The sequence below is a fragment of the Curtobacterium sp. VKM Ac-2884 genome (genome assembly GCF_015350945.1).
GTDB lineage: Bacteria > Actinomycetota > Actinomycetes > Actinomycetales > Microbacteriaceae > Curtobacterium.
This window is the reverse complement of the sequence record NZ_JADKSA010000001.1, coordinates 315,456-334,542: the sequence shown is the minus strand read 5'-3', so window position 1 is coordinate 334,542 and position 19,087 is coordinate 315,456. Positions and strand designations below refer to the sequence as shown.

Below are 19,087 nucleotides of genomic sequence, written 5' to 3'. Positions count from 1 at the left end.
CGACCGCCGGGTTCCACGACTTGCCGTCCGCGTGACGCCGAGGTTCCACTCCGAGGCGGCAGCGGCGCCGAGGTTCCGAGATCTCGGAACCTCGGCGGGGCGACAGACGCCCGTGCGGCGTGACGGGCGTCAGGCGATGAGGGACGCGACGTGCGCGACCGCCAGGCGGTAGCCGTCGGCGCCCGCGCCGGCGATGACCGCGGTCGCGGCGGTGGCGACGTGGTCGACGTGCCGGAAGGGCTCGCGCTTCCACGTGTTCGACAGGTGCACCTCGACGACGGGGACGGACAGTGCCTCGACCGCGTCGTGCAACGCGACCGAGGTGTGTGCGTAGGCCGCGGGGTTGATCACCACCGCGGCGATGTCGTCGAGGGCCTCGTGCAGCCACTCGACGAGTTCGCCCTCGCGGTTCGTCTGGCGGAAGTCCGCGTCCAGCCCGTGCACGGCCGCCTCGGTGTGCACGATCGCCTCGAGCTCAGCGAGCGTCACGGTGCCGTACTGCTCCGGGTCGCGCCGCCCGAGGATGTCGAGGTTCGGTCCGTTGAGGACGAGGATGCGCGCCTGGTCGGTCATGGGGCGAGCCTAGCGATCGCGGGCCACGGAGTGCCGCCGGCAGACACATGCCTCGGCTATGTGAACGGTCACAATTCGGTGTAACGTCTCCGTCCGGGTCGGCGGAGTTGTCGACTGCAACACACTGACGTGGAGATGTTGAATGGTTCTCGCTGCAGCGAACGAAGGGATTCGGCTCGACTTGGGCTGGGTCGACTACCTGATGATCATCGTGTACTTCGCGGTCGTCATCGGGATCGGGTTCACCGCCCGCAAACAGGTCCGGACGAGCATGGACTTCTTCCTGTCCGGGCGCTCGATGCCGGCGTGGATCACGGGCCTGGCCTTCGTGTCCGCGAACCTCGGTGCGACCGAGATCCTCGGCATGGCCGCCAACGGTGCCCAGATCGGCATGGCGACCCTGCACTACTACCTGGTCGGCGCGGTGCCGGCCATGGTGTTCCTCGGGCTCGTGATGATGCCCTTCTACTACGGTTCCAAGGTCCGGTCGGTGCCGGAGTTCATGCTCCGCCGCTTCGGTAAGGCCCCGCACCTGGTGAACTCGATCGCGTTCGCCGTGTCGAACGTCCTCATCGCGGGCATCAACCTCTACGCCATGGCCATCGTCATCGAGGCGATGCTCGGCTGGCCGGAGTGGCTGGCCATCGTCGTGTCCGCCGGCTTCGTGCTCGTCTACATCACCCTCGGCGGGCTCTCCAGCGCGATCTACAACGAGGTCATGCAGTTCTTCGTGATCATCGCCGGGCTCATCCCGCTGACGATCGTCGGTCTGCACCGCGTCGGCGGCTGGGACGGGCTCAGCAAGGCGATCACCGAGACCCAGGGCGTGCAGCACCTGCAGGCCTGGGCAGGCACCGGCTTCGGTGACGTGACCAACCCGATCGGCGCCAACTGGCTCGCGATCGTGCTCGGTCTGGGCTTCGTCCTCGGATTCGGCTACTGGACCACCAACTTCACCGAGGTGCAGCGCGCGTTCTCGGCGAAGAACATGTCCGCAGCGCGCCGGACCCCGCTCATCGCCGCGATCCCGAAGCTGTTCATCCCGGCCATCGTCGTGATCCCCGGTCTCATCGCCGCGGCGGTCGTCGGCAACCAGTTCGCCGACGGCTCGCTCACCTACAACGACGCGATCCCGAAGCTCATCCAGATGTACCTGCCGACCGGTGTGCTCGGCGTCGCGGTGACCGGTCTGCTCGCGTCGTTCATGGCCGGCATGGCGGCCAACGTCTCGTCGTTCAACACCGTCTTCACCTACGACATCTGGCAGCGCTACATCAAGCCGAACATGCCGGACATCCACTACCTGAAGACCGGTCGTTGGGTCACCGTCGTCGGCGTCCTGGTCGGCATCGCGACCGCGTTCATCGCGGCCCAGGCGTCGAACATCATGACGTACATGCAGACACTGTTCTCGTTCTTCAACGCGCCGCTGTTCGCCGTCTTCATCCTCGGTCTGCTCTGGAAGCGGATGACCACGCAGGGTGCGCTCTGGGGCTACGTCCTCGGCATCGTCACGCCGACGATCACCTGGATCGCGTACCTCGTGAACCCGGACCTGTTCGCCACCGCGACCGCCGAGACCCTGTACGGCGCGATCATCTCGTTCGTGACCGTCCTGATCGTCGGTTTCATCGTCTCGATGTTCACCACGCCCAAGGACGAGAAGGAGCTCGGCGGTCTGGTCTACGGCATCGGCAAGATCGACCTGCACGGCGACTCCGTGGCGACCGACACCGCCTGGTACCGCTCGCCCGCACTGCTCGGCACCGTCGCACTGATCCTGTGCGTCGTCCTGTACCTGCCGTTCCTCTGATCCGCGAAGGAGATCACCGACCATGAGTGACACCACCACCCCCGGCGCGCTGACCGAGGAGCAGAAGGCCGCCCTCGTCCGCTCGACCCGTCGTCTCGACCTGCGCCGCATCCTCGGCGGCCTGTTCGTGCTCTACGGCGTCATCGTGACGATCGTCGGCATCGTCCACTGGGACAGCGACCCCGAGAAGACCGGCGGCATCCACATCAACCTGTGGGTCGGACTGTCGATGCTCGTCGGCGGCCTGCTGTTCTTCCTCTGGGACCGCCTGAACCCGGTGCCGGCCGAGGACATCATCGGCCAGGCCGAGGCCGAGGCTGACCAGAAGGCCGCCGGCGAGGGCCGAGCGTCCGCCTGACCTCGCGCGAGTACCGCTGAGTCGACTCGGAACGACGACGTCGCTGTCGCACGACAGCGGCTTCGTCGTTCCGGGTCGGTGTTCGGGATCACTTGACGTGGCCCGCGCTGGGCTCGTAAAATTGATATGTCGACCGCGTGCTGCTCGGTCGAAAGTGAGCCCCGGAGAATCCTGCAGCCAGCGCGGGACCGGGGTTTTGCGCTGTCCAGGCTCGTTCACCCCACGCGGACAACGGTGCTGTCGAGCTCGTCGTCGAGGCCCGCCACGTGCGCACCGCAGGCAAGGTCAGCCACTGCGACCAGTGGTTCGTCGACCCCGCAGACGTGCTCGTGTCGCACCGGAACGCCGACTCCTCGTCGTCGAAGGGCATCGAACATCGACCGGTCGCCGTCATCGCGTGCCCTCCCTCGCGATTCGAGGACGAGGAGTGTGACGCCCCGCAACTCGAGCTCCCCAGACGAGTCGCTCCAAGCACCGGCGTCGTCGCCGTTCGGCGCGCGCAGCCGCGCCCTCGTAGCGGACGACGACGATCTCGACCGCCCGTCGGAGGAGGTCGAGCCACGAGAGTCGTTGACCGGGGAGGGCTTCGTACCAGTGCAGCTTCCGCATCCGCCTCGGTGTCGCTGCTCGGACGTCCGCACGTGCCGCTTCGCAGGCGGACGCCGTGATGACCACGGCAGCCATGACGTACGTCGTGTGGTCGCGTCCGCCGCCCGGCTCCGATTCATCGACGTACGCTCGCATCGGATCAGCATATTGCGTATCAGTCCGTACCGCGACGGAACGGTTGCGCATCGTCGCACCACGGGCCAGGTTGAGCGTGACGAAAGGAACCTCCCCATGGACACGATGGTCTTCATCAACCTGCCCGTCACCGACCTCGACCGTTCGAAGGCGTTCTACGAAGCCCTCGGCTACTCGATCAACCCGGTGTTCAGCGACGACACCGCTGCGTGCATCGTCGTCAGCGACACGATCTACGTCATGGCGCTCACCCACGCGAAGTTCGCCGACTTCACCGACAAGACGATCGCCGACGCCGGCACCGTCGAGGTGATCAACTCGCTCACCGCCGGGTCGAAGGACGAGGTGCACCGCATCGTCGACGCCGCCGTCGCGGCCGGCGGGAGCGAGGACCGCGCGCCGATGGACCTCGGCTTCATGTTCCAGCGGAGCTTCACCGACCCGGACGGCCACCGGTGGGAGTACGTGTGGATGGACCCGCAGGCCGCCCAGGACGGCCCGCCGGCCGAGTGACCACACGGTCGACAACGAGGGTGTCGGCGGCGCACGCCAGGATGGTGCGATGAGCACCGAGCCCGCAGCCACCGAGCCCGCAGCCACCGAGCCCGCAACCACCGAGCCCGCCGCAGCGCCCCACTCCGACCTGGTGACCGGCGACGACGGACTCGCCCGGCCGGTGTGGGCATCGACGGACGAGCTGCTCCGCGACTACTACGACACCGAGTGGGGCATGCCCGTGCGGGACGAGCGCGGGGTGTTCGAGCGGCTGTCACTCGAGGCGTTCCAGTCCGGCCTGTCCTGGCGCACGATCCTGGCGAAGCGTCCGGCGTTCCGTGCGGCGTTCGCGGACTTCGACCCCGACACCGTCGCGGGCTTCGGCGAGGACGACGTCGCCCGGCTGCTGGCCGACGCCGGCATCGTCCGGAACCGGGCGAAGATCCTCGCGACCATCACCAACGCGAACGCGACGGTCGCCCTGCGGCAGGACGGCGGGCTGTCCGACTTCGTCTGGTCGTTCCGTCCGGCGACGACGCCCGAGCCCGAGTCGTACGCCCAGGTCCCGACGACCTCCGACGAGTCCGTCGCACTGTCGAAGGCGCTGCGGAAGCGCGGCTTCGCGTTCGTCGGTCCGACCACGATGCACGCCCTGATGGAGGCGCTCGGCATCGTCGACACGCACCTGCTCGGCAGCCACCGGCGCGGGACCTCGGGCGTCTGGAACTGACCCGGACGCCGTCCACGCCGCCAGCGACCGCACCGGGCTAGGGTCGCGGCATGAGCACCGACCAGCCGAACCCGCGCGTGCGTCCCGTCCACCCGGTCGACGCCGACCTTGTCGCCGTGCCCGTCGACGTGCCCGCTCCCACGCCGGACGCGGCCGGGGACTCGGCGACGGAGCCGGGCCACGACCCCGCCGAGGTCCGGATCGCCTTCCTGCTCTTCCCGGACCTGACGCAGCTCGACTTCACCGGTCCGGCGCAGGTGCTCTCCCGGGTACCCGGCGCACGCGTCGAGTACGTGGCGGCGACGCTCGATCCGGTGCCGACCGACTGCGGGTTCGCGCTGGTCCCGACGACGACCATCGCCGACGCGGGTCCGGCGGACGTCCTCGTGGTCCCCGGTGGCGACGGTGCCTTCGATGCGATGCTCGACCCCGAGCTCATCGGGTTCGTCCGGCGCGAGGCCGAGCGCGCCACCTGGGTGACCTCGGTCTGCACGGGGGCGTTCGTCCTCGGTGCCGCGGGGCTCCTCGCCGGCAAACGGGCGACGACCCACTGGGCGTCGAAGCCGATGCTCGAGGCGTTCGGTGCGCAGCCGGTCGACGAACGGATCGTCGACGACGGTGCGATCGTCACGGCGGCCGGCGTCAGTGCGGGCATCGACATGGCGCTGTGGCTGGCGGCCGAGCTCGCGGGGCAGGCAGCGGCCGAGGCGATCCAGCTGCAGATCGAGTACGACCCGCAGCCCCCGTTCGACGCGGGCTCCGCGGAGCGCGCCGACGCCGTCGTGGTCGCCCGCGCACGGGCCGCGGCCGAGGCGGCTCGCGGGGACCGCGTCACCCGCGCAGCGGCTGCCGTCCTGCCGTGACGACACAGATGCCCTGACGACACAGATGCCCTGACGACACAAATGCGCTGACGAAGCACGCGCCGTGACGACGCACCTGCCGTGACGACGCGGCAGAGCCCTCAGACCAGCGGCTTCTGCATCTGCGTCGCGGTGACCTCGTACCCGAGCGAGGCGTACAGGTCCTGCGCGCCGGTGTTGTAGCCGAACACGTTGAGCCCGATGCTCGTCGCCCCGTGCTCCGCTGCAGCCCGCTGGCCGAGCTCGAGTGCACGTCGGGCGTGTCCGCGACGACGGTGCGGTTCGTCGATCTCGACGTCGAACACCCACCAGTCGGTCCCACCCGGAGCGAACGGGCCGATCCAGAGGTACCCGACCGTGGTGTCGTCCTGGTCGAGGACGTCCCACACCAGGTGCCCGTCGGCCGGGGCCCCGCCCGGGAACCACTGGTCGAGCGACTTCTGCTTGTTCGCCTCGGCCTGTTCGCGGGTCTCGCCCGCCTGCATCCGCGACGCCACGTACTCGGCCATGGTCCGGTCGAGCCAGGCCGGGAGGCGCGTGGCCGGCATCTCCTGCAGGCGCGTGTCCGTCATCGGTTGCCCTTGGAACCCCGGCTCGGCTTGCCGCGCATCTTCCCGCGGCCGGGGGTGGGGCCTTTGCCGGTGTTGGACTTCTTGCCGCTGCCGGACTTGCCGCTGCCGGGCGACTTGGCCTTCGCCTTGCCGCCGGCGCTTCCGGCACCCGCTCCGCCCTTGGTCGACCCGCCCTTGCCCGATCCGCCGCCGGCCTTCGAGCCGGCCTGCGTCGCACGCAGGGCCTCTTCGACGTCGCGATCGGTGCCGGTCGGCTGGTTCCGCGAACTGTTGGCGGTGCGTCCGCGCACCACGCCGATGAACTCCTCGGTCGTCTCGGTGGCGTCCTCGTCTCGCCAGACCAGCGCGATCTGCGTGCCGGGGGCGCCGAAGAGCGGGCGCGCGACGAGGTCCTTGCGGCTCGCCGCGCGGAAGAGCGACTGGGGGAGCACGACCACGCCGACGTTCGCCTCGACCAGGTCGAGCGCGGCGGCGATGTCGGCCGGCACCGGACCGGCGTCGACGACGTGCACCTCGGCGTCCGCGAGGTCCACCTCGGCCAGGTCGGCGAGGGGGGAGTCCTTCGGCATCGCGACCACGGCCGTCTCGGTCCAGAGCGGGATGGCGTTGTGCTGCTCGGAGACGGGCATACGTGCGAAGACCATGTCGACCTCGCCGTCGAGCGTGTCGTCGACGTCGTCGGACCCGATCGGCCGCAGCCGCAGCTCGATCGAGGGGTGTCGATCCCGCCAGACACGGGCCCACTTGGCCGGGGAGACCCCGGGCACGAATGCGATGGTGAGTGCCGCGGTCATGCAGACGAGCATAGGGGCCGTACTCTAGGGGGCATGGCGCAGGAACAGACCATGAAGCCCGAAAGGGCTGCGAAGAAGCTCGGCATCTTGCTGGCGGCCGCTCCGGAGTCCTTCCAGGGCGCTCCCGTCACACGGACCGCCTTCGACGAGCTCCGGACCGAACCCCCGACGTGGCTCGAGGACCTCCGACGCGACGGCCCGCACCCGCGACCCGTCGTGGCGCAGAAGCTCGGCATCTCGATCTCCGGGCTGACCCGTGCGGGGATCGACGACGCGCTCACCACGGCGGAGATCAAGACGCTGCTCGAGCAGAAGCCCGAGTGGCTCGTCCGTGAGCGCGAGACGCAGGCCGCCGTGCACGTCGAGAACGCCCGTGTGAAGCAGGAGCGCGCCGCCAAGGCCGCTGCCCGCGCCGAGGACTGACCCGCCCGGCACCGCGCCGCCGCAGCTGAGGACCCGCCGTGCACGAGACCGTCGCCGACGCCATGCTCGTCGTGCCGCAGTTCGCGTCGGTGTGCTGCATCGTCGGGGACCGCTACCGACCGCGCCCCGGCGTGATCGTGCCGGCTGCGGTGATGCTCGTCGCGATGCTCATGCCCGTGGTGCACGCGGGTGCGGTGTGGACGCTCTTGGCGGCGACGCTCCTGCTGTTGCTCGCACCGCTGCCGGTGATGCGCCGACGCCGTGCCGACGGCCGCCGCGCCGAGCCGATGGACGTGCACCGCGCGCTGTCGGCGGTCGTGATGGCCGGCATGCTCCTGATGGGCCACGCGACCGGCGTCGCCGACGGGCACGCGGGACACGGCATCGCGTTGTCCGCGGTGCTCGGTGCCGGCGTGATCGGCTACTGCGCGTTCAGCGGGTGGCTCCTGCGGTACGAGTGGGCGCAGGAGGACCGTCGTGCCGTGCGCAGCGGCGAGGTCTTCGCGATGACGGTCGCCGTCGTCGGCATGACCCTCGCGATGTAGTGCGGGAGCGCCCGTCGGGGCTCAGTCGGTGGTGGCCGACGAGTCGCCCGTGTGCGTGACACGGTCCTTCGCTGCGCGGAGGGTGTCCTTCGGCACCGGCGGCACGCCCCGTCGGATGCCTCGGAGTCCGACCACGAACAAGATCGCGGTGACGACGGCGAACACGGCGAACGTGATCCCCGTCGCGGCCCAGGCCGGCAGTGCCAGGGCCAGGAGTGCCACCACGAGTCCGGCCAGCAGCACGAGCGTGGTCAGTGCGAAGGCCACCGCGGCGCCGGTGAGCACCAGCCCGGTCTTCGCGCCGTTCGCCCGCTCGCTGATCTCCCGCCGAGCCGAGGCCACCTCGTCACGGACGGCGCGCAGCACGGGTTCCAGCGCCTTCTGCACCAGACCGGCGGTGACGGTGTCGCGGAAGGACGGCTTGCTGCTGGTCGTGGTGTCGTCGTGGTCCGTGGTGCTCATGGGTCTCCTGTCCGGGGCGCGGTGATCGCGTCCACCTGCTGTGACGCGTCCGGTCCGATGATCGTCACGCCGGCGGCGGCGTGCTCGGTCGCTTCCCAGCTTGCGGAGCCGCCGGTGGCGGTGGGCGCGACCGCCGGGAGGCCCGCCCCGCGTCGACGACGCAGGACGGGCCTCCCGGGGTGGTCGGGCCGAGGGCCCTACTCGGCGATCTCCTCGAGGTCGTCGATGCCACGGGCCGCCGCCGCTGCGCGGCGCGCGCGCATCGACGGGGCCGCGAGCGCGGCGAGGACGGCGAGGACCGCGACACCGGTGCACGCCCAGAAGCCGATGGTGAAGGCGTCGTCGGTCGGCATGCCCTGCGGGGTGCTGTGCGAGGTGATGAGCGCCGCGATGACCGCGGTGCCGACGCTCGAGCCGATCGTGCGGACGACGGTGTTGGCGCTGATGGCCTCGCCGGTCTGGTTCGCGGGGACGCTCTCGATGATGGCGTTCGAGCACGCGGCGAGGGCCAGGCCGATGCCGATGCCGGTCAGGATGCCGGAGACGACGACCTGCCAGAGCTCGCCGTGCGCGATCGCGGGCAGCAGGAACGCGGCGACGATGGCGATCCCGCCGAGCAGCATGGGCGGCTTCGGACCGACCTTGCGCACGAGGATGCCGGCGATCGGCCCGGCGACGATCATCATCAGGACGGTCGGCAGCAGGAAGAGACCGGCCTGGGTGACGTCCTTGCCGAAGCCGTAGCCCAGTGCGCTCGGCAGCTGCAGCAGGGTGGGCACGAGCACGAAGGTGCCGAACATCGCGAACCCGAAGACGAGCGCGACGACGTGGGCGGTCCAGACGCCGCGGACGGCGAACAGGCGGACGTCGATGAGCGGTTCGGCGACACGGAGCTCGACCAGGACGAACGCGACCAGTGCCACGGCGCCGAGGACCAGCAGGCCGATGGTCTTGCCGTCACCCCAGCCCCAGGTCTCGCCCTCGCTGACGGCCAGCAGGATCGACACGAGCGAGACGGCGAGGACGAACGTGCCGACCATGTCGAGGCGGCCGGGCTTGCGGACCGGCGACTCCGGCATGCCGAAGATCGCGCCGAGCAGGGCGATGACGACGAGCACGGCGGGCAGCCAGAACAGCCAGTGCCACGACAGGTGCTCGACGATCGGTCCGGCGGCGACGATGCCGACGCCGGCGCCGATGCCGAAGATCGCGGAGAGCAGACCGATCGTGACGCTGACCTTCTCCTTCGGCAGCTCGTCGCGGACGATGCCGATCGACAGCGGCATCACCGCGCCGGCGGCGCCCTGCAGGGCCCGGCCGACGATGAGGACGCCGAGGTTCGGTGCCAGCGCGGCGAGCACGGCGCCGACGAGCAGGATCGACAGCACGACGATCAGGACCTTGCGCTTGCCGATCATGTCGCCGAGGCGGCCGAGGATCGGCGTGAGCACCGACGCGGAGAGCAGGTAGGCGGTGAGCACCCAGCTCGTCGCGCTCGTCGAGGCGCCGAGGTCCTGTCCGATGGTCGACAGCGCCGGGGCGACGAGCGACTGCAGGACCGCGAACGACAGACCGCCGAGGGACAGGTAGACGATGATCGCCGTGCTGTTCGGCCGGTGCCCGGCGGTGGTGGGGTGCGAGCCCGTGCGGGGGCTCTGCATGGTGTCGGTCATCGTGCTCCGTGTCTCGAGTGATGTAAACATTTGCTGACTTGACGAGAGTACGCAGTTCTCACGCGATGTCAACACTTGCTTACATCCCGGGTCGGGCCGGTACGCTTCGACCATGAGCAAGGACGCCGCCGCCACCCGACTGCTGCTCGTGCGGGCGGCGCGGCACCGGTTCGCGTTCGACGGGTACAAGGCGACGACGGTGCGCGACATCGCCGCCGACGCCGGGGTCAACGTCGCGCTGATCAACCGCTACTTCGGGTCGAAGGAGGGGCTGTTCCGCGCCTGCCTCGACCGGGTGGTGCAGGACCTCGGGGTCGAGCAGCCCGTCGAGCGTGGCCTCGAGCGCGCGCTGGCCGGCCTGGTGTCACACGTGGTGCGCGCGCCGACCGACGACGACTCCCTCCAGCTCATGCTGCTGCTCCGGTCCTCCGGCGACGACGGTGCCGACGCCATCCGCCGCGAGACCCTCCGCCGGTACGCGGAGCGTCTCGCCACGGCCGTCGGCGGCGAGGTCTCCGAGGAACTGCTCGTCCGGGCCGAGATCGCGCTGTCGGTGGTGCTCGGGATGACGATGCTCCGGCGGTCCACCGCGGTGGAGCCGCTCGCGTCGGCCGACGACGACGTCGTGGCCGGGGCGCTCGACGACGCGCTCCGCGCCCTGCTCGCACCGTCGCGGTAGCGTCGAGCCGTGTCCGACCGACCAGCTCGCCGTCCCGACCCCGCCCCGCGCCTCGACGAGGTCGACGAGCGCATCCTCTGGACCCTGGCCGGCGACGCCCGGATCCCGAACAACCGGCTCGCGGCCGCCGTGGGCATCGCGCCGTCGACGTGCCTGACCCGGGTCCGGGCCCTCGAGGACGCCGGGGTGATCCGCGGCTACCGGGCCGAGGTCGACATCGCGCGACTCGGCTTCTCGATCGAGGCGATGGTCTCCGTCCGGGTCCACGCCGCGGCCCGCCACGAACTCCGGGACTTCGCGAAGCGACTGCTCCGGGTGCCCGTCGTGCAGGACGTCTCGTTCCTGGCCGGCGACAAGGACTTCCTCGTGCACATCGCGTGCGAGTCGACCGAGCAGCTGCGGGACTTCGTCGCCGACGAGCTCAGCGGCGACCCGTCGGTGGCGACGACCCAGACGAACATCGTGTTCGAGCGGCTCGTCGCCGACCGGTCCACGCAGGGCCGCTCGTTCGACGAGCTCCGCCGCTGGCGCGCCTGACGCGCCCGCCCACGCTGGCGCGCCTGACGCGCCGGTCCGGTCAGCGCTGGCGGGTCATCGGGACGTGCGGGATCCGGTCCTCGAGGTACTCGTCCCCGGAGCGCACGAACCCGAAGCGGGCGTACCACTGCTCGAGGTGCGACTGGGCGCCGAGGGCGATGCTCGCGGAGCGGGACTCGGCGATCGCGGCCTCGATCAGCTGCCCCGACAGGCCCTGCCCGCGGGCGTGCGCCGCCGTGACGACCCGGCCGATGCGTTCGGTGCCGTCGGGTTCGCGCAGGAGCCGGAGCGTGGCGTCCACCGAGCCCTGGCCCGCCCAGAACTGCACCGTGCCGGGCTCGAGGTCACGCCCGTCGATGTCGCCGTAGGCGGCCCCCTGCTCGACGACGAAGACGTCCTGTCGCAGGCGGAGGATCTCGTGCAGCGTGACGATGTCCAGGTTGCGGGTCGGGGCGGAGAAGATCGAGACCACGGACGGCCTTTCCTGAGAATTTCTTCCAGAACGGGGTGCGTTCCGGAACGGACCGGCGTACATTGCCGGTCAACCACTCTACGTGCGCAGCCGAGTTCAGGAGGTGAGCGCATGGACACGACGTCGCGCGCACCCTGGCTCGCGGTGCTCCGGATCGCCCTGCTGGGCGTCGGGACCCTCGCTGCCCTCGTGCTGCTGTCCCTGGCGTTCGGGGCCCGTCCGGCCTCGGCTGCCGAGCCAGCGTCCACTCCGCCCGCCCAGACGCAGCAGCGCGGGCTCGTCAGCGGTGTGGTCGACGGGCTCGGCGAGACCGTGCACGACGTGTCTGGCGGTGTCGGACAGGTCGTCGGCGGCGTCGTGGACCCCGTCCGCAAGACGGTCGCGTCAGTTCCGAAGCCAGCACCGGCACCGGCACCCGCGCCGGCACCGGCCCCGGTACCCCCGAAGCCGGCCCCGGCAGCCTCGGCACCCGCGCCGGCTCCCGTCGCCCCCGCCCCAGCAGCTCCGGCCCCCGCAGCTCCGACCCCCGCCGCTCCCGCAACCGCGCCCGCGGTGCCGGCCACGACCGCCCCTGCGGCCGAACCGGCCACGCACCCGGTGCAGGGCGTCGTCGAGCACGTGGGCACCGCCTCCCGGCCCGTCACCGACACCGTCGCGACGGTGCTGCGTCCCGTCACCGGGACCGTGCAGACGGTCACCGACGCGCGACCCGTGACCACGGTCGTCGAGACACTCGACCACGTGGTCGGCAGCGCCCCGGTGGTCGGCCCCGTCGTCGGTGACGACACCCTCGGCACGGTCACCGCTCCGGTCACCGGCCTGGTCGACGACACCCTCGGCGGTGTCGGCACGATCGTCGGACAGGTCCCCGACGTCGTCGCGGGCGTGGTCCCGTCGGTCGGTGGCGTCCTGCCAGGAGGCACGGATCCCGTCATCGACGTCCCCGCACCTCCGGTCGTCGTCGGCACCACCCCGTCCGGCGTGCCCGGCTCGGCTGTCCCGTCCGCGCGACCGCCGCAGGCTGCCGCCCCGGCGACGACCGCGTCCGCGACCACGTCGACGGGCGCGGGCGTGACGTCTGCCCCGGACGCCGAGCGCCGGTCGGCCGTGACCGCGCCGTCCACCCTCGTGACCGGCCCGCTCGCCGGCCCCCGCGCTGGTGCCGTGCAGGACGCGACCCTGGGCGGCACCGCCCTGCTGGTGCCCGAGCCGGGCGACGGCCACGCGCCGTCCGACGGCCCGGGCGGCGCGGGCGTCCTCGGCGGCAGTGCCACCTCGACTCCCGGCGGCGCCGCAGCCGTCGGCATCGTCGGCTCGACCGACGACATCGTCTCCATCGCCGCGGGGTCTCGCGGCACGCTCTCCGACGACGCGGTGCCCGCATCCTTCGTCGGCGAGCACGACGTCGCCCCTGACTGAGATCGGTGCGCCTGTCCGCCACGGCAGGCACGCACACACACCGACCGCGACCGCGGTCGGCCAACGATCTCGATCAGGGAGTACGACCATGAACAAGTACGTCTCGAGAGGGCTCTGGTTCGCCCTCTTCGTCGGCGGCCTCACGCTCGGAGGGGCGGCAGCGGCGAACGCTGCCACGACCTCCGGCGCGGACGGCGCCGTGTCCGGAACCCAGGTGGTTCCCTCGGTGGACGCTCCGGTGTCCCTCACCGGCAACGCCCTCGGGGTGCTCGGCGACGCGGTGTCGTCGGTGACCGCGCCCGCCGCGGCTCCTGCGGCCCCAGCGGCCGCTCCGGCGCCCGCGCCCGCGCCCGCTCCGGCTCCGGCTCCAGCTCCGGCTCCAGCGGCTGCTCCAGCTCCTGCGCCTGCTCCAGCTCCTGCCCCGGCGCCGACGACCTCGGGCGCTGACGGCACCGCCTCCGGCACCCAGGTGGCGCCGGCCGTGACCGCCCCGGTCTCCGTCGGTGGCAACGCCGTCGCCGTCGGTGGCGACGCGGTGTCGACCCCGGCTGCTGCTCCGGCCCCGGCGGCACCCGCCCCGGCGCAACCGGCCGCTCCCGCCGCTCCCACACCGGTCACCTCGGGCGAGGACGGCACGGTCTCGGGGACCCAGGTCGCCCCGGTCGTGTCGGTCCCGGTGACGGTGTCCGGCAACGGCATCGCAGTCCTCGGGGACGGCGCCGCTGCCGTGTCCGGCCCGGCGACGACGCCGGCACCGGCCACTCCGGCACCGGCCGCTCCGGCCACGACCGCGCCGAGCACGTCCGGCGACGACGGGCTGCTCTCGGGCACGCAGGTCGGCGGACTGGTCGACGTCCCGGTCACGATCGGCGGCAACGGCATCGGGCTGCTCGGTGACGGCACCTCGGCTGGCACGACGCCCGCTGCGGGGACCGGCACGGCTGCCGGTCCGGCTCCGGCTGCCGGTGGCACGACGGACGGGTCGAACGGGACTGCCTCGGGCACCCAGGTGTCCCCGGTGGTCGCGGTCCCGATCACGATCGGTGGGAACGGCATCGGCGTCGTCGGCGACGGCACCGCCACCACCCCGGGCACCGCCACCACCCCGGGCAGCACGACCCCGTCGACCGGAGGCTCGACCTCCGGCGACGACGGCCTGCTCTCCGGCACCCAGGTGGTCCCGGTGATCAGCCTGCCGATCACGATCGGTGGGAACGGCATCGGCGTCCTCGGTGACGGCACCGCCGCCACCCCGGGCAGCACCTCGCCCGGCGACGGCACGGACCCGGGAACGGACCCCGGCACGGACCCCGGGACCGACCCCGGGACCGACCCTGGCACGGACCCCGGGACCGACCCCGGCACGGACCCCGGGACCGACCCGGGCACGATCCCCGGTGACGGCACGGATGCCGGGAACGGCACCACGCCCGGCGTCGTGACCACCCCGGCCGATGCCACCGGCTCGGACGGGCCGACCCGGGCCTCCGCGACGGGTGTGGTGGCCACCGCGGTCGCCGCGACCAGCGGGATCCCGGCCGTCGCGCACACCGTGGCGGACACGGTCGCCAGTGGCGACGGTGCGACCGAGCTCGCCTACACGGGAGCGACCTCGCCGGTCGTCCCCCTCGGGTTCGCGCTCCTGCTGCTCCTCGCCGGAGCGGGGACCCTGGTGCTGCACACGCGGCACTGACACGAACGGGGCTCGAGGGGCACCGCACCTGCGGTGCCCCTCGTCCCCCTGCCCGCGGCTGGGAGGATCCCGCCAGGCCGCTGTGACCGGACGGTGGCGAACCTGTGCGCAGCCGAAGCGCCTCGACGGCTGGCCAGCAGCGGGGTGACGCCACGATGAGACCGTGTTCCACGACATGCTGCGCCTCCCCGTCACCAGCCGCGACGTCCTCGCCCCCGTGGACGTCCTCGCGGTGCTGCTCACCGCCTGGGTCGTCACGGCCCCCGTGCTCCGACGCACCCGTGCGCACCCCGTCCGGGCCGTGCTCATCCGGCTCGCGGCGTTGCTCGTCGGCGCGGGAGCCGGGCTCGTCGCGGTCTGGTGGACGGGCGACGTCCAGGACCTGTTCGGGGTCGCGTTCACCCCGGTCACCCGGATGTGGATCGCCTTCGCGTTCGCCGCGGTCGCCCTGCTGCTCGTCGTCCTCGTGCAGGGCGGCTGGACGCTGCGGGTGGTCGCCGTCGGTGCGGCCGCCGCGGTCGCGCTGTCGGCCGGCCTCGGGGTGAACGTGGACTTCGGCTTCTACAAGGACCTCGAGCAGGCGGTCGCGACGAACCCGTACGCGACGCGGTCCCTCGCCGTCCAGCAGCACGGTGCGCACGACGGGGCGGTGGTCGACGCCGCGCGCTGGCGGGCTCCGGCGCGCATGCCGCGCGAGGGCGAGACCCTGAGCGTCCGGATCCCCGGCACGGTGTCGCACTTCCGCGCCCGGAAGGCCGTGGTGTGGCTGCCGCCGGCCGCCCGGGTCGCCCACCCGCCGACCCTCCCCGTCCTCGTGGCGCTCTCCGGCCAGCCCGGGCAGCCGGCGGACATGTTCCAGACCGGTGACCTCGGCCGGTACCTTGAGCGCTATGCCGACGCCCACCACGGTCTCGCCCCGATCGTCGTCTCCCCGGACCAGCTCGGTGCTCCTGAGCGCAACCCGATGTGCGTCGACTCCCGGCGCCTCGGCCGGAGCGCGACGTACGTGATGACCGACACGGTGCGGTGGATCCGGGAGCACCTGCCGGTCGCGACGGCGCCGAGCGCGTGGGGGATCGTCGGGTTCTCCCAGGGTGCGACGTGCGCGATGCAGTTCTCGACCGCGCACCCGGACGTCTTCGGGTCCGCGCTGGCGATCTCGAGCGAGGCCGGACCGCGGAACGGCACGGTCCAGAACACGATCGCCCTGGGCTTCGGCGGGTCGGCCGCCGCGTACCGCGCAGCGTCGCCGAGCGCGATCATGACCGCGCACGGCCGGTACGGCGACCACCTGACGGTCTTCGGGTTCGGCCAGGACGACGCTCCGTACCGGGCGTCCACCGATGCCCTCCGAGCGGTCGCCGAACGCGTCGGGATGCAGGCGCCGCTCGTGGTGTCGCCGGGCTCCGCGCACGACTGGAACACCGTGCGGTACGTCCTGGCACACGGTCTGCCGACGGTCATCGCACACCTCGGGCTCCCCACGACGACGGGCGCCCTGTGACCCGCACCGGGTGGGGCTGGCGCGGACCACTGCGGGCGGTCCGTCGCCACCCGGTGACGACCGCGATCGTCGTCCTCGTGCTCGCCACCTCGGCCGCCGCGGTCGTCCTCCGCGTGCTGCACGGCGGCGGACCGGTGTCGTACGGCCCGTTCCGGGTGTTCGCAGTGTCGACCGGCGTCGTCGCCCTGCTCGTCACGCTGGCCGGGGTGGTGGTCCTCGTCGGTGCGGCCGAACGGCTGATGGGGTCGTGGCGGACCGTCCTCGCGTTCGTGGTGACGACGACGGTCGGCACCGGGATCGGCGCGCTCAGCGCCTTCGTCGACTCCGACGGGCGCGACGTCGGGTCCTTGCTGCTCGGTCGTGCGACGAGCTTCGACCCGTGGACCGCGATCGTCGGGACGATCGTCACCGCGAGCGCCTTCGCCGGACCCCTGTGGCGACGCCGGATCCGGGTGAACGCGCTCGCCGTGGTGGCTGCGCTGCTGCTGTACGCCGGACACGCCTCGGACCTCTACGCCGTGCTGGCCGCCGGTGCCGGCTGGCTGCTCGGCGAGCTGCTCCGTCGGACGCCCAAGCGCAGCGGCTGGGTACGGAGCTCCCACCGCGAGACCCGGGTGCTGCTCGGCACCGTCGTGCTGGTGTCCGCCGTCGGCCCCGTCATCGCGCTGGTCTCGCGCGCACGGGTCGGCATCCTCGCGCCGATCGCCGCGGTGGTGGGCGCCGGTCCGGTCACGCCGGTGCACGGGTGTCGCGCCGACGGGGTCGCGGGGGAGTGCCTCCGCGCACTGCTCGCGTACCGCGCGACCGACCCGTGGAGCCTCGTCCTCGCTGCCGCACCGCTCCTCGTGCTCGTCGTCGGCGGCCTCGGCCTGTTCCGCGGCAGCCGGTTCGCCGTGTGGCTCGTGGTCGTGGTCGACGTCGTCACGGCGGTCGCTGCGGCTGTCACGTACGGCGCGGTGCCGGGACGGATCGAGCAGCTGCGCGGGCCGGAGGACCGGTTCGTCGTCGACGTGTCCATCGCCGCGTCGATCGTCGTCCCGCTCGCGACCGCCGTGGTGCTCGTGCTGCTCCGACGGTCGTTCACCGTGTTGCCGTCCCGCCGCCGGGTCGTCACCTTCGCGGTGACGGTGCTCGCCGCCGCGGGCGTCGTCGTGACCGCGGTCCTGGTCACGGCCGCCTCGTCGCCGCAGCACGTCGAGGACCCCCTGCGCCTGGCCGTGGCCGCGCTCGGTCCGATCGCGCCGGTGACGTTCTGGGACCGGCTCCCGTCGCTGCACCCGATGCTCCGCGTCGTGATCGGTCTGGCCGGTCCGCTGCTCTGGTTCGTCATCGCCTTCGCAGCCGTCCGGCCGACGGGGGCGGTCGAGCCCGATGCGGACGGTGACCGGACCCACGGCGACCGTGAACGCGCCAGGGCGCTCCTCGAGGCCGGTGGCGGTGACGCGTTCGGGTGGATGACGACCTGGCAGGGCAACGCGTACTGGTTCGCCGCGGACGGCCGGGCCGGTGTCGCCTTCCGCCGGAACGGCCGGGTCGCGGTGACGGTCGGCGGTCCGTTCGGCTGGCCGGACGCCCGCGCCGACGCCATGACGGCGTTCGCGCGGTGGTGCGACGACGTCGGCTGGACGGCCGTCTTCTACGGCATCGGCACGGACACCGCCGACACCCTCACCGCCCAGGGGTGGAGCACGCTGCCGGTCGCCGAGGACGCGGACCTCGACCCGAGGGTCTGGACGACGAGCGGCAAGCGCAAGCAGGACGTCCGGACGGCGGTGAACAAGGCGAAGCGCGACGGCACGACGGCCACCTGGTCGTCCTGGCAGGAGCTGCCGGGCTCGACCACGCGGCAGATCGAGGCGATCTCCGAGGAGTGGGTGTCCGAGCGGGACCTGCCGGAGATGGGCTTCACGCTCGGCGGCGTCGACGAGATGCGCGACCCGGCGGTCCGCGTCCTCGTCGCGCAGGACGCCGCGGGCACGGTGCTCGCCGTCACCAGCTGGCTCCCCAGCCACCGCGCGGGCCGCGTCGTCGGGTGGACGCTCGACGTCATGCGCCGGACCGGTGCCGCCCCGAACGGCGTGATGGAGTTCCTCGTCGCCAGCGCCGCGGAGCGGATGCGCGAGGACGGTGTCGAGCGGCTCAGCCTGTCGGCGGCGCCGCTCGCACAGGCGGGTGAGAACGCTGCGCCGAGCGAGGGCGTGCAGAGCCTGCTGGACCTCGTCGGGGGCGTCCTCGAACCGGTCTACGGGTTCCGCTCGCTGCTCCGGTTCAAGCAGAAGTTCGGCCCGGAGCTGCACCCGCTCGTCCTCGCCTACCCCGACCCGGTCGCGCTGCCGTCGATCGGCCTCGCGGTGGTCCGGGCGTACCTGCCGGACCTGTCGCTGCGGCAGGCGGTCGCGCTCGCGCGCGGACGCGGCTGACCCCGGCACGGTCGACGGGGCCGGAGCGGTGGACACGACCGGACGGCGGACGGGAGGCGCGGTGCGGGCCCGCCACGGGCCTCCCGGTCGTGCGCCGCGTCGCCCCGTTACGTGCCCCGCGCCGGCCCGACGCGTCCGTCACCGGTCTGGGGTATCGTTCCGACTACGCAAGCGCTCCGGGGTCGGTGCAATTCCGAACCGGTGGTGACAGTCCACGAACTGATGACGGGTGCGAACCCGGCAGAGGTTGACTCGGTGAAACTCCGGGACCGACGGTGAGAGTCCGGATGGGAGGCGCGCTGGCGGACGAGACGACCC

General features: G+C 72.3%; 19 protein-coding genes and 1 riboswitch. Of the genes, 13 read left to right on the top strand and 6 right to left on the bottom strand.

Annotation, left to right across the window (positions count from 1 at the left end; all coding sequences use genetic code 11):
* Positions 1 to 129: 129 nt before the first annotated feature.
* Positions 130 to 573: a type II 3-dehydroquinate dehydratase gene (gene aroQ / locus ITJ60_RS01540; RefSeq protein ID WP_194646475.1), complete on the bottom strand. Its 444-nt coding sequence runs from the start codon at positions 571 to 573 to the stop codon at positions 130 to 132.
* A gap of 181 nt (positions 574 to 754) precedes the next feature.
* On the opposite strand from aroQ, the gene ITJ60_RS01535 reads away from it, so the two are divergent.
* From ITJ60_RS01535 to ITJ60_RS01515, 5 genes are all read left to right on the top strand, one after another.
* Entirely contained in the window at positions 755 to 2,386 is a 1,632-nt protein-coding gene (locus ITJ60_RS01535; RefSeq protein WP_228509677.1) for a sodium:solute symporter family protein, read from the top strand.
* A 22-nt stretch (positions 2,387 to 2,408) separates the two neighbouring features.
* Positions 2,409 to 2,744: a hypothetical protein gene (locus ITJ60_RS01530; protein WP_194646471.1), complete on the top strand. Its 336-nt coding sequence runs from the start codon at positions 2,409 to 2,411 to the stop codon at positions 2,742 to 2,744.
* Positions 2,745 to 3,584: 840 nt separating this feature from the next.
* Complete coding sequence (locus ITJ60_RS01525; protein ID WP_194646469.1) at positions 3,585 to 4,001, top strand: VOC family protein; 417 nt, start codon at positions 3,585 to 3,587, stop codon at positions 3,999 to 4,001.
* Between the two features lie 49 nt (positions 4,002 to 4,050).
* Positions 4,051 to 4,713 (top strand): DNA-3-methyladenine glycosylase I, encoded by a 663-nt coding sequence (locus tag ITJ60_RS01520; protein WP_228509676.1) that lies wholly within the window; start codon positions 4,051 to 4,053, stop codon positions 4,711 to 4,713.
* 50 nt (positions 4,714 to 4,763) lie between these two features.
* Positions 4,764 to 5,576, top strand: a complete 813-nt coding sequence (locus ITJ60_RS01515) for a DJ-1/PfpI family protein (protein WP_228509675.1) — start codon at positions 4,764 to 4,766, stop codon at positions 5,574 to 5,576.
* 101 nt (positions 5,577 to 5,677) lie between these two features.
* On the opposite strand, the gene ITJ60_RS01510 is transcribed toward ITJ60_RS01515, so the two are convergent.
* Positions 5,678 to 6,148, bottom strand: coding sequence for a GNAT family N-acetyltransferase (locus tag ITJ60_RS01510; RefSeq protein ID WP_194646468.1), 471 nt, complete (start codon positions 6,146 to 6,148; stop codon positions 5,678 to 5,680).
* Complete coding sequence (locus tag ITJ60_RS01505; protein WP_194646466.1) at positions 6,145 to 6,942, bottom strand: LysR family transcriptional regulator substrate-binding protein; 798 nt, start codon at positions 6,940 to 6,942, stop codon at positions 6,145 to 6,147. Before ITJ60_RS01505 ends, ITJ60_RS01510 begins: the two co-directional genes overlap by 4 nt.
* A 33-nt stretch (positions 6,943 to 6,975) precedes the next feature.
* Between ITJ60_RS01505 and ITJ60_RS01500 the strand changes: the two genes are divergently transcribed.
* Together ITJ60_RS01500 and ITJ60_RS01495 are read left to right on the top strand one after the other, a co-directional pair.
* Positions 6,976 to 7,365: a DUF5997 family protein gene (locus tag ITJ60_RS01500; protein ID WP_194646464.1), complete on the top strand. Its 390-nt coding sequence runs from the start codon at positions 6,976 to 6,978 to the stop codon at positions 7,363 to 7,365.
* Between the two features lie 38 nt (positions 7,366 to 7,403).
* Positions 7,404 to 7,910: a hypothetical protein gene (locus tag ITJ60_RS01495; protein ID WP_194646462.1), complete on the top strand. Its 507-nt coding sequence runs from the start codon at positions 7,404 to 7,406 to the stop codon at positions 7,908 to 7,910.
* A gap of 21 nt (positions 7,911 to 7,931) precedes the next feature.
* Here ITJ60_RS01495 and ITJ60_RS01490 read toward each other — a convergent pair whose 3' ends face one another.
* Positions 7,932 to 8,372: a phage holin family protein gene (locus ITJ60_RS01490; RefSeq protein WP_194646461.1), complete on the bottom strand. Its 441-nt coding sequence runs from the start codon at positions 8,370 to 8,372 to the stop codon at positions 7,932 to 7,934.
* Positions 8,373 to 8,569: 197 nt separating this feature from the next.
* The gene (locus ITJ60_RS01485; protein ID WP_194646459.1) at positions 8,570 to 10,045 is read right to left on the bottom strand and encodes an MFS transporter; all 1,476 of its coding nucleotides are present in this window, start codon (positions 10,043 to 10,045) and stop codon (positions 8,570 to 8,572) included.
* Between the two features lie 112 nt (positions 10,046 to 10,157).
* On the opposite strand from ITJ60_RS01485, the gene ITJ60_RS01480 reads away from it, so the two are divergent.
* Both ITJ60_RS01480 and ITJ60_RS19220 read left to right on the top strand, forming a co-directional pair.
* On the top strand, positions 10,158 to 10,724 hold the full coding sequence (locus ITJ60_RS01480; RefSeq protein ID WP_194646457.1) for a TetR/AcrR family transcriptional regulator: 567 nt from the start codon (positions 10,158 to 10,160) through the stop codon (positions 10,722 to 10,724).
* A gap of 9 nt (positions 10,725 to 10,733) precedes the next feature.
* Positions 10,734 to 11,261: an Lrp/AsnC family transcriptional regulator gene (locus ITJ60_RS19220; protein WP_123292064.1), complete on the top strand. Its 528-nt coding sequence runs from the start codon at positions 10,734 to 10,736 to the stop codon at positions 11,259 to 11,261.
* A 40-nt stretch (positions 11,262 to 11,301) separates the two neighbouring features.
* On the opposite strand, the gene ITJ60_RS01470 is transcribed toward ITJ60_RS19220, so the two are convergent.
* On the bottom strand, positions 11,302 to 11,733 hold the full coding sequence (locus ITJ60_RS01470; protein ID WP_111084314.1) for a GNAT family N-acetyltransferase: 432 nt from the start codon (positions 11,731 to 11,733) through the stop codon (positions 11,302 to 11,304).
* 111 nt (positions 11,734 to 11,844) lie between these two features.
* Here ITJ60_RS01470 and ITJ60_RS01465 point away from each other — a divergent pair, with 111 nt between their 5' ends.
* From ITJ60_RS01465 to ITJ60_RS19210, 4 genes are all read left to right on the top strand, one after another.
* Positions 11,845 to 13,152 (top strand): hypothetical protein, encoded by a 1,308-nt coding sequence (locus ITJ60_RS01465; protein WP_194646455.1) that lies wholly within the window; start codon positions 11,845 to 11,847, stop codon positions 13,150 to 13,152.
* An 88-nt stretch (positions 13,153 to 13,240) separates the two neighbouring features.
* Positions 13,241 to 14,845: a hypothetical protein gene (locus tag ITJ60_RS01460; protein WP_194646453.1), complete on the top strand. Its 1,605-nt coding sequence runs from the start codon at positions 13,241 to 13,243 to the stop codon at positions 14,843 to 14,845.
* 163 nt (positions 14,846 to 15,008) lie between these two features.
* The gene (locus ITJ60_RS19215; RefSeq protein ID WP_194646452.1) at positions 15,009 to 16,349 is read left to right on the top strand and encodes an alpha/beta hydrolase; all 1,341 of its coding nucleotides are present in this window, start codon (positions 15,009 to 15,011) and stop codon (positions 16,347 to 16,349) included.
* Positions 16,346 to 18,769, top strand: coding sequence for a bifunctional lysylphosphatidylglycerol flippase/synthetase MprF (locus tag ITJ60_RS19210; RefSeq protein ID WP_194646450.1), 2,424 nt, complete (start codon positions 16,346 to 16,348; stop codon positions 18,767 to 18,769). The genes ITJ60_RS19215 and ITJ60_RS19210 overlap by 4 nt, the downstream gene beginning before the upstream one ends.
* Positions 18,770 to 18,937: 168 nt before the next feature.
* Positions 18,938 to 19,072: riboswitch (FMN riboswitch) on the top strand.
* Positions 19,073 to 19,087: the final 15 nt, after the last annotated feature.